Raw genomic sequence first — 10,682 nt, 5'->3', positions numbered from 1 at the left:
GACCTCCCTTGTTGCCTGGTAGGTACGCCGGTCAAACCCGACACGTCGACAAGACTACGGCGATGAACGCGCTGCGGCGGGCGTGGGAGAAGCAGCACGGCGCCGGTTCCGTGGTCGGGCTGGCACCGTCAGCGGTGGCGGCGCAGGTGCTGGGTGATGATCTCGGGATCGCCACGGAGAACACGGCGAAGTGGTGGCAGAACCACTTCACCCGCGGCGAGACCTTCCAGGCCGGCCAGTTGGTCATCATCGACGAAGCATCCCTGGCCGGCACGCTCTCGCTGGATCGCATCACCGCTCTCGCGGCGCAGGCGGGCGCGAAGGTGCTGCTGGTCGGCGACTACGGACAACTGCAATCCGTGGATGCCGGCGGGGCGTTCGGGATGCTCGTGGCCGACCGCCACGATGATGCCCCGGAGCTGGTGGACGTGCATCGGTTCATCCACGAGTGGGAGAAGACCGCCTCCCTGGACCTGCGGCACGGCCGCACCCGTGTGATCGACACCTACCTCAACCATCACCGCATCGCCGATGGCGACGGCGAGGAGATGATCGACGCTGCCTACGCCGCGTGGCGGGCCGACCGGGACGCCGGGCGGGTATCGGTGCTGATCGCCGAAACACGGGAGGACGTGACCGCGCTGAACGACCGCGCCCGCGCCGACCTGATCCTCGACGGCCGCATCACCCCGACCCGCGAAGTCGCCCTGGCCGAGGGCACCCGTGGCGGGGTCGGGGACGCGATCATCACCCGCCGCAACGACCGACGCCTGCGCACCGGCACCGGCCGGGATTGGGTGCGCAACGGTGAGACCTGGCGCATCACCGATGTGCGCGATGACGGGTCGATCACAATCCGCAAGCCCGGCCGCCGGTTTGGGTCGATCGTGCTCCCGGCGGACTACGTGGCCGAGCACGTCGACCTCGGCTACGCAGTCACCGCGCACCGCGCTCAGGGCATCAGCGTCGATACCGCGCACGTGCTGGTCGAGCCCACGACGACGCGGGAGAACTTCTACGTCGCCATGACCCGCGGCAAGCACTCGAACCAGGCCTACGTGGTCCTTGACCGGCCCGACCCGACGCACTCGGCTCCGCATCCGTCGGACAACGAGGAGGCGACCGGGAGGCGCGTGTTGTTCGGGGTGTTGCAGCACTCCGGCGCCGAGGTCTCCGCGCACGAGACGATCACCGCCGAGCAGGAGCACTGGGGGTCGATCGCCCAGCTTGCCGCGGAGTACGAGACCATCGCCGCAGCCGCCCAGCACGACCGCTGGGCCACCCTCATCCGAGGCTCCGGGCTGAGCGAGGAGCAGGCCGAGGCCTCGTTGGGGTCGGAGGCGTTCGGGGCGCTGACCGCCGAGCTGCGCCGGGCCGAGGCCAACCACCACGACCTCGACACCCTGTTCCCGCGCCTGGTCGCGGCCCGCGGGTTCGACGACGCCGAGGATGTCGCCAAGGTCATGCACTATCGTCTCGCCCGCGCCACCGCCCAACCTTCCGGGTCCGGGCGCACCCGGAAGGCCCCCAGGTTGATCGTCGGACTCATCCCACACGCCACCGGCCCGATGACCAGTGAGATGCGCCAGGCCCTGACCGAACGCCGCGAGCTGATCGAGGCCCGTGCCGATGCGATCCTCGACACCGCCCTCCACGGCGCCGAGCTGTGGATGACCGCGCTGGGTGAAACGCCGGCGGATGAGCGCGGCGCGGCACGATGGCGGCGCGACGCCAGGACCGTCGCCGCCTACCGCGACCGCTACCAAGTCGACGACGACGCCCCGCTCGGCCCCGCACCGCAGACCGCGGCGCAGAAGATCGATCGTGCCCGCGCCCGCGCCGCTTTCGACCGGGCGCAGAAGCTCACCCAAGCCGAACAGCCCGAGCAGGAACGCGCCCGACGCAATGGATCGCAGCGCCTCGGACCGACGCTGCAGTAGCGGCCGCAGGCGAGCCCCGCATCTACTCGGTGTTTCAGGAGAGGGCGGATTCGTTGCCGTCGGCTGGAAAATCGCGCCCCATGAAACGGTCAACACTTGAGGCCCGAGGGCTACTCGCGTTCGTCCACGACGGCGGCTCTGGTGCGACGGCCGTCATCGTTGGAAAGAGCCCGGCCTCACGTCGGCGATCTGATTCGTCAGCGAAGGCGCTCGTTACGGTGCTGCGGGCGGCAGGCGCTCCCGTGCAGTCGTAGTCGTAGATATCGATCTCGGCTTTGACGAAGACCATCAACATCTTCAGGCGCTCCGAGAAGCGGATGTTCTTCCAGAAGTCGGATGCACCCCACTCGGCGATCTCCGGATCGATACCGACGCGAGGGTTATACGAGACGTCATCTGCTGAATCGGCATCGGGAAACGTCACCCGAGCAAGATCGCAGCGCCTTCCCGCAAAGACCCATTGGCCCCATTCCAGAGCTGGGGTGACGCCACTCGGGATCTGAAACACAGGCTCGGCTTCGGCGACTCTGGCAGTCCACATCGCCAGACGGCGATGGCGGTCGATCCGCGCGAGCCGATTGATCCACCCGAGGAAGTTAGCATCCAGGTCGGAGTTGAACGGCTGCATCGTGTGCAGCATCTCCACCTGGTGCTCCGGAAGAGGGCGGAGCCGCCAGAGATTGCGTTTCCACGTTTTCTCCGTGTCGTAGATCGGGTACTGAAGACCGTCTTCGCCAGCCGGAGGAATAGATCCCGACGCATGTGCCGCTGAAGCCCACACAACGTGATCGAGAGCAGAACGTAGGTTGTAAAGCCATTCTCCGAACAATGCGGGAAGTTCAAGCGGCACCGGTTCGGTTTGCTCAAGGCGAACCAGATACTGCGTCGGAGAAGTGCGGAGCAAGAAGAACTCGAAGGGGTGGGGCGCAAGATAGTCGTTCCAGGCTTCAGACATCTCTCGCGCACGGCTCTGCGCGCGCGAGATGCGCAGCCGGGCTGATTCGAAGAGGTCCATAGTGCGAGCCTAGAGGCACTGGGCCGTCGGGTGTGAGACGACTCGGACTGGGATCGGGCCAAGCGCGCGAAGGACGCAGTGAAGTCGCGGGCAACGCCGCCGACACGTCGCTGCACCTGACGGACTACCTGATCTGGGCCTCTCGCCATGCGCGCCAGGGGTTCGTCATGTTGCGTCGGCTCATCTTGTCTACTGCTCATGGGAGGATGGGCACTGGGGACAGCCGGCCCCGAACAGTAGACGGTCCGTCGACTCACGCTCATCGTCCCGTGGTGAGTCCAACAGTCAGCGTGTGTCGTGGAGCATGCAAGGAGTAGCCAATGAGGGTCGCCCGCATCCGTATCGAACGCTTCCGCGGCTATCACTATGCAGAACTAGTGGTGCCAGAGAATATGGTGCTTGCAGGTGAGCCGCAGGCAGGCCGCACTGACATAGTCGAGGCGCTACGGCGGGTCCTCGATCCCCGCAGCACGCGTTCCCGCGTGAATCCGCTCGATATCTACCGACCCGCTGACGACGATGACGAGTCTCTGACAGAGGTAGAAGTGACTCTGCTCGACCTCGGAGATGACCTCGAAACTCTTCTCAGCGAGAACTTGGAAACGTTCGACCAGGAAACCGGAGAGATCGCCACTTCACGCAACGCAGGCAACGCAGTTCTGGGCATACGTCTTTGTTACCGCGCACGATATGAGCTTGATACAGATACCGGTGAGCACTGGGTTGATTACCCAGCACGGAGTGATCCCGCTGCCGGAGTTTTCAAGAGAGCGAGCCGTATCGAGCGCGAGGCTCTGCCAATCCAGTTCATCGACAGCTCGCCGGCCCTCCAACTACGGGCAGAGGGAGTTCTGAGAGCACTCCTTGCTGATGCTGACCCTTCGGGGCTGGACAGCGCCCTTACCAATTTGGACACGGCGATCCATGCTGCTACCGGATCGTTCTCCGAGACGGAGGTGGTCACCGACGTACTCGATAAGGTCATCGATTCTGGACCGCAGGCTCTCTTCGGTATCGATGATTCCGGCGAAATAAGTTTCCTGGCGGATGACGGTTCTATGTCTGCCCTCCTCAGAGCGCTTCAGCCAGCGATATCGATCGGGGAGGCCGGGCCTCTTCCAGTTCGTTCCCAGGGTTCCACGCTCGAAAGCGTACTCTCGGCGGCTGAAGCCATCGCCGCCGCGCGAGATGCGCAATCTGGTGTGGTCATTGTTGGTGATGACTTCGGAGATCGCCTCGACGCATCGTCGTCCGAACACATGGCGCGGCTCATCCATGTAACGGCAGGGCAAGCGATCCTCACAACGCGCCGTCCCGAGGTAGTACGGGCATTCGACCCTGGCGAACTCGTCCGGCTTACGATCAGCAACGGCGAGAGACGACAGCATCAGCTCCCGGCGGTTACGGACAAGGCCGGCCGCGTCAATCGAAGACTGATCCTTGAGCAACTCCTCGCGGCGCTAAGCGCGAGAACCGTTGTCCTCTTGGAGGGACCGCTCGACGTCGAAGGGTACGGCGCACTTGCCTCGCGGCTCTTCCTAAAGACGAATGAACCGCATCACAGCCTACCCGCTAACGGCATCCGCCTGGTCGCCCCACCAGGGTCGGATGGAGGGGTCACGCGGCTCCCTGCCATCGCCGAGATTGCCCTTGAACTCGGATTCCACGTCCGAGCGATCGTTGACAACGACAAGCCAGGACAAGAAGACCCAGCGGTCGGAGCCCTTGCGGGAATGGTCGAACAACTCGTCGTACTTCCCACACGCACTGCCGTGGAGGCCGCGCTTATCCGCGGCGTACCCGGAGATCGGCTCCGAGAGGCGGTCGAGACCCTGGAGGACTTCGGCATGCCTACCCTGCCATCCGGTCTCGGCGACGATGACATCGCGGATCACCTCATTACGACGAAAGTGATTAAGAAGCAGGGGTTGGGGGCAGTCTGGGCGCACGCGCTGACGCGACAGCCGCCAATAGCGCGATCTGTCATCGAAGCGATCTGTAGCGACACACTCGGCCGCATCGACATCCCCGAGGTGTCATGACCTTCGCCCCCAGAAACCCGGAGCAGGAGCAAGTCGTCGCGACGCAGGCCGAACTCAGTGTCGTGCTCGGCGGTGCGGGAGTCGGAAAGACGACGAGCGCGCTCGCCGCAGCTTACGCCCATCTCGAACGGGTAGCGGAAAGCAAACCGCATGACCGGGTCCTGTTCCTCTCATTCTCTCGCTCCTCGGTGGCGCGCATTGCCACGCACGCAGGCGAAATCCTCGGCCGACGAGGGTCCCAGGTGGATATCATGACGTTCCACTCGCTTGCGTTCTCTATAGTTCGGAGATTCGGGAGTCTGGTTGGACACGGCGACGCCGTTCTCGTCAGCCCCGCTCGCGAGAAACTCGGACTGGCTCAGAACGAGATCGGATATAGCAAACTCATCCCACTAGCGCTTGAGATCGCTCAGGCCACGCCGACTGTCGCACAGCACCTGCGCACACGGTGGGGCCTCGTAATCGTCGACGAGTTTCAGGACACTGGCGACGCGCAGCAAGATCTCCTTCAACTGGTAGCCCAAGACAGCAGGTTGATACTGCTCGGCGACCCGAATCAGTGCATATATACATTTCTCGCCGAAGACGGCGTCAGAGTGGAGCGCATTGACGAAGCCTGCTCGGCCGCAGGGGCAGAGAACACCATCGTGCTTCCAGAAACCTCCTTCCGAGATCCTTCTGGGATCATCCCGGCCGTCGCCAACGCCATTCGACAGCGCCTGTTCGACTCGGAGGCCATCACGAACGCCATCCAGGACGAGAGACTGGTTATCCGAAACGGGATACCTCTCTCCGACGAGACAAGCCAAGTCTCACGGATCGTTAGCGACCTAACCTCCGAAGAGATGGGCGTGGCAGTGTTCACGCACCACAACGACATGCTCGCGGCTCTCTCAGACGCGCTTGAAGCCGACGGCATCGAGCATGAAGTCGCTGGTCTCAGCGACGCACTCGCCGCCGCCCTCGATGCCCAGGCCGCGATGGTGCAATTCCATACCGGAGATGTCGCCTGGGAGAACGTTCTCGAAGCGGTAGCCGTGTTCCTGACGAGCGCGCAACGTGGACGGCAGGCGCCTCCCATCGCGCACCAGGTGATAAACGGTTCAGGTCCTACGACCTTGCAAGATCGCTTGAGCGCCCTTCGAGAGCGTCTTTCCAATGTCGCGTCCGCTGGGGAGGCAATCGAGGTAGCCGCTACTGTGCATGATGCGCTCGGGCTACCGCAGAAGTCCGGTGCCTGGCAACAAGCGGCGACCTTGCTCTCGGTAATGCATGCACGAGCCATACGAACGAGCAGCGCCCGCGATGACCGTCAGATGGTTGCAGCGATCTGCGCGGAAGCTCGTGAAGCGAGCTATGCGGCTCTCACGGATTCGGTGCTCAATCCGCGCGAGGTCCAGCTGATGAACCTATACCAGACTAAGGGACGTGAGGCCGACGCAACCGTCGTTGTACTGCGGGAGGGAGACTTCATGGGCTATGAGTCGGAGCCGTTTCCCACGACAAGTCGACTTCTCTACGTGGTGTTTTCCAGAGCTAGAAAGAAAATTGTCGTTCTACTCGTCGGCAACCGGTTCCACGCGGCCGTCGCCCCTCTCGACGCTCTCGCTGCGAACTGAAACACCCAGAAACATGCCGCCAATGCGTCAGATGAAAAGCGCTGGAGTGCGCTCTCCCTCAGCTCATGGGCCGAGTACCTCTCCTTGATGAGTGTGGTGAGCTCTCCGCCTGCTTCGTGAGGCGGACTACAGGCGAGGCCCCGGCCGTGCTGGCGGACCGGAAGCCGGGGCGGCGAGCTGGTGGCCCGGCGTCTCCCGATTCAGGAGCCGCGCCGGATCGCCGAGCGAGTCGAGCATCGCAGTCACATCTGCCGTATCGGAGACGACCTGGGCGACTCCGCGCTTGATGAGCTCGTGCGGCCCCACGCTGGTCACTGACGTGACGGGGCCGGGCACCGCACCGACAGCACGGCTATGCCGGTGCGCCTCGGTCGGCACGAGCAAGGAACCCGAGCGGAAGCTCGCTTCCGGCACCACCGTGACTCCCGAGAGCGTGCCGAGAAGACGGGCGCGGGCCATGAACCGCCACCGCGTCGGCGCCTCCCCAGGAGGAGCCTCGCTGACCAGCGCCCCGACATCCCCGATCCGATCCAGCAGGTCCGCGTTCCCGCGCGGGTAGGACCGATCGACACCGCCGGCCAGCACCGCGATGGTGCCCCCGCCGGTGGCGAGTGCCGCCCGGTGGGCTGCGGCGTCGATGCCATAGGCCCCGCCGGCGACGATGGTGCGCTCCTGTTGGGCGAGGTCGCCGGCGAGGTGCGCGGCGACATTCGTGCCGTACTCGCTGCCGGCTCTGGCGCCGGTGATCGTGACGCGATCAGCAAGTGCGCCGGAAAGGAACGAGGTCGCCCCGCGTATCCACAGCAGGTACGGGGCGCGGGGGCCGAGGTCGTTGAACGCGTGCGGCCAGTCCGCGTCGGTCGGGATGAGCGTGGACATGCCGGCTCGTTCCGCGTCCGCGACACGGGCGGGGATGCCGTCCGCGATCCTTGGAGCGACGCGGTTGCGCCAGGCGATCGCGTTAGCCCGGTTCATCTCCGGCACCGCAGCCTGCTCGTCTTCGAGCAGCCGCAACGTCTCGACCCCGCCAACCCGGTGCAGGATACGGCCGGTGATCGCGTCGTCGGGCTCGGCGATCATCGACAGCATCATCCGCGCCTGCCGCTCGCCGCTTACCTGTTCTGCCAGCCTGCCCATGATCTGTGCCCCTTCCCGGACGGTCACCGGCAAGGTGCGCCGCCGGCGACCAAGCACGGCCCGCGGGGCTACCGCGTGTCGTACGTGCGGCGTAGAGTGAGAAGCACAGAGGCAGCTTCACCCCTCACCATGTAGGCCCCTTTCGGGCCGTCCTTCGGGACACTCCACACGTACTGCCTCACCACAGTTACGTGCTTGGAGGCATCATGTTCCGACTCATCTGGTTCGCCAGCATCCATATCCGCTCCTTCATGCGCCGATGGATGCCGACCAATATCGTGCTCGACAAGGTCCGCACCCGTCGCGGCCTCAAGTGGGGCATCCCGGCAATGCTGCTCGCGATCCCATACCTCTACACCGCGAGCCTGCTAACCGTCATCATCCGAGACGGCGGGCCGGGCTGGCTCAACATCATCGTGCTCATCGCGATCTGGTCAGCGCTCAAGATGCTCTGGATCGGCCCCGTCAGCCTGATCCTGCTCGCCCGCGTGCGGTGGCACGAGCACACCGAGCGATGCACGGAGCGTAACTCTCGGGCGCGCGCCATCGCCGAACCGACGGTCTCGGCGTAGGAGTGCACGATAGGCAAGTACGTGAAGAAGACCTCGCGGCGTCGGTACGACGAACGACATCTCTCTATCAGTGCGGTGCATCGCGAACCACCCGATCTGCACAAGCTGTCGGAGATGCTGATCCGTCTCACCTTGCAGGAGATCGGAGAATCACGAGCCAGTCGCCGCGCCGACGAGGTTCCCGAGACCTACCGAGAACCCACCCCCGTCGAAACAAGAAACGAGTACGGACCGCCGCAGGCCTGAGCATCCCGGCCCCCAACCATCGTCATCAGCATTCGCGCCTGCCGCTCACGAAGCGGCAGGCGCGAACTCATGCGGCAGGCTCGACGGCTGGGAGCCATCAGGTGATCGACTCGGATAGCTCCAGCCACCGCTCTTCGAGTTCGGCGACCTCATCCTCCGCTTGGCGAAGCTCATCAGTATGGCCTTGCAGGCCCTCGTAGTCGCTCTGATCGTGATCGGCGAGACGCTGATGGATGCGGTCGATAATTCCCGACAGCTTCTCCAACCGACGCTCGACCGCGCCGATCTCCTTCTGCACAGCCCGGCGCTCCGCACCCGACAACTCCGAAGACGAAGACGACGACGTCTTCTGTTCGGCGGTCTGGGCGCTCATCGGCGACGGTGTCACGGCCTGCTGCTCCTGCGCGGCTCGCAGCCGCAGGTACTCATCCACCCCGCCCGGCACATGCCGCAGCCCGCCATCGAGGATCGCGTACTGCTGATCCGTGACCCGCTCCAGCAGGTAGCGGTCGTGCGAGACCACGATCAACGTGCCCGGCCAGGAGTCCAGCAGGTCCTCCAGCGCCGCGAGCATGTCCGCATCAACATCGTTCGTCGGCTCATCGAGAAGCAGCAGGTTCGGCTCGCTGAGCAACAGCATCAGCAGCTGCAGCCGCCGCTTCTGACCGCCGGAGAGGTCATCGACCCGTGCCGAGAGGTGTTCGCGGGCGAAGCCTAGCCGTTCCAGCAGCTGCGCCGGGGTGAGGTCCTTGCCGTCGATCTGGAACGTGGTCTTGGTGCGGGCCAGGACCTCGCGCACCCGGTCACCGCCGATATCAGCGAGCTGAGAGAACTGCTGATCGAGGATACCGACCTGCACCGTCTTACCCCGCTTGACCCGGCCCTCGGTCGGCTCCAGAGCGCCGCATATCAGCCCGAGGAGCGTGGACTTGCCCGCACCGTTCGCGCCGAGGACGCCGGTTCGCTCACCTGGAGCGATCCGCCAGGTCACGTCATCGAGAACCTTCCGATCCCCGAAGGTCACGCTCACGTCTTCCAGGTCCACGACCTGCTTGCCCAACCGGGCCACCGCGACGCGCTGCAGCTCGATGGGGTTGCGCACCGGCGGCACGTCAGCGATCAGCTCGTTGGCCGCGTCGATCCGGAACTTCGGCTTCGACGTCCGCGCCGGAGCACCCCGGCGCAGCCACGCCAGCTCCTTGCGCATCAGATTCTGCCGCTTGCTCTCGGCTGCAGCCGCCATCCGGTCCCGCTCGACCCGCTGGAGCACATACGCGGCATACCCGCCCTCGAACGGCTCGACCATGCCATCGTGCACCTCCCAGGTCTCGGTACAGACCTCATCGAGGAACCAGCGATCGTGTGTGATGACCAGCAGCCCACCACTGTTCTTGGGCCACCGTCGTTTCATGTGCTCGGCCAGCCAGGCGATGCCCTCCACATCAAGATGGTTCGTCGGCTCGTCGAGAGCGATGAGCTCGAAGTCGCCCACCAGCAGGGCCGCGAGAGCCACGCGTCGTCGCTGCCCGCCGCTGAGCCGGCCGATCACAGCATCCCAGGAGATGTCCGAGACCAGCCCGCCGATCACATCGCGGATGCGTGCATCGCTGGCCCACTCATGCTCCGGCGCGTCGCCGACGATCGAGTACCCGACCGTGGCCTCCGGGTCCAGATCATCGCTCTGACCCAGCACGCCGAACCGCACGCCGCCGCGTCGGGTGACCCGGCCCGCCTGCGGCTCGATCTGCCCCGAGAGCATCCCCAGCAGACTCGACTTGCCGTCACCGTTGCGGCCGACGATCCCGATCCGGTCGCCTTCCTCGATCCCGACCGAGAGCGAGTCGAAGACCACCCGCGTTGGGTACTCCAAGTGCAGCCCTTCGGCCCCCAGAAGCGGTGTAGCCATCAGCGACCACACCTCCCGGCCAGCGCGGCGCGATACCGCACGCCAGGCCGCCTCCCACGAGCCCGACGCCGGGCATGAGGGCGTGACGCCGCCCTGCCACGACGGTACAATCGAGGTGTCCGCGAAGAACAACCCATCGAATAGTTGGGTTCGTCGAGCGCGACCAGGTCCCAGTCGCCGATCAGCAGCGCCGCGAGCGCGACGC

At 65.1% G+C, this 10,682-nt stretch carries 8 protein-coding genes; 5 read left to right on the top strand and 3 right to left on the bottom strand.

What is annotated here, in order from left to right; genetic code table 11:
- Positions 1-1,940 (top strand): ATP-dependent DNA helicase (locus ACTIAO_RS15505; RefSeq protein ID WP_441907071.1); only part of this gene is annotated, 1,940 nt, incomplete at its 5' end.
- 34 nt (positions 1,941-1,974) lie between these two features.
- On the opposite strand, the gene ACTIAO_RS15500 is transcribed toward ACTIAO_RS15505, so the two are convergent.
- A complete protein-coding gene (locus tag ACTIAO_RS15500) occupies positions 1,975-2,955 on the bottom strand; it encodes a hypothetical protein (RefSeq protein ID WP_441907070.1) in 981 nt (326 codons plus the stop codon).
- 320 nt (positions 2,956-3,275) lie between these two features.
- Between ACTIAO_RS15500 and ACTIAO_RS15495 the strand changes: the two genes are divergently transcribed.
- Together ACTIAO_RS15495 and ACTIAO_RS15490 are read left to right on the top strand one after the other, a co-directional pair.
- The gene (locus tag ACTIAO_RS15495; RefSeq protein WP_441907069.1) at positions 3,276-4,997 is read left to right on the top strand and encodes a hypothetical protein; all 1,722 of its coding nucleotides are present in this window, start codon (positions 3,276-3,278) and stop codon (positions 4,995-4,997) included.
- Positions 4,994-6,616 (top strand): UvrD-helicase domain-containing protein, encoded by a 1,623-nt coding sequence (locus ACTIAO_RS15490; protein WP_441907068.1) that lies wholly within the window; start codon positions 4,994-4,996, stop codon positions 6,614-6,616. The genes ACTIAO_RS15495 and ACTIAO_RS15490 overlap by 4 nt, the downstream gene beginning before the upstream one ends.
- A gap of 126 nt (positions 6,617-6,742) precedes the next feature.
- Here the strand turns inward: ACTIAO_RS15490 and ACTIAO_RS15485 are convergent, their stop codons facing one another.
- A complete protein-coding gene (locus ACTIAO_RS15485; protein ID WP_441907067.1) occupies positions 6,743-7,753 on the bottom strand; it encodes a DNA-processing protein DprA in 1,011 nt (336 codons plus the stop codon).
- A gap of 206 nt (positions 7,754-7,959) precedes the next feature.
- Here ACTIAO_RS15485 and ACTIAO_RS15480 point away from each other — a divergent pair, with 206 nt between their 5' ends.
- The gene (locus tag ACTIAO_RS15480) at positions 7,960-8,325 is read left to right on the top strand and encodes a sulfate permease (RefSeq protein ID WP_441907066.1); all 366 of its coding nucleotides are present in this window, start codon (positions 7,960-7,962) and stop codon (positions 8,323-8,325) included.
- A 21-nt stretch (positions 8,326-8,346) separates the two neighbouring features.
- Positions 8,347-8,571, top strand: coding sequence for a hypothetical protein (locus tag ACTIAO_RS15475; protein ID WP_441907065.1), 225 nt, complete (start codon positions 8,347-8,349; stop codon positions 8,569-8,571).
- 97 nt (positions 8,572-8,668) lie between these two features.
- On the opposite strand, the gene ACTIAO_RS15470 is transcribed toward ACTIAO_RS15475, so the two are convergent.
- The gene (locus ACTIAO_RS15470) at positions 8,669-10,477 is read right to left on the bottom strand and encodes an ABC-F family ATP-binding cassette domain-containing protein (protein ID WP_441907064.1); all 1,809 of its coding nucleotides are present in this window, start codon (positions 10,475-10,477) and stop codon (positions 8,669-8,671) included.
- Positions 10,478-10,682: the final 205 nt, after the last annotated feature.

The organism is Microbacterium sp., from assembly GCF_052099035.1.
In the GTDB taxonomy this organism is placed as follows: Bacteria; Actinomycetota; Actinomycetes; order Actinomycetales; family Microbacteriaceae; genus Microbacterium.
Note: the sequence above shows the minus strand (reverse complement) of the source record. Positions and strands in the feature narration are given on the sequence as shown.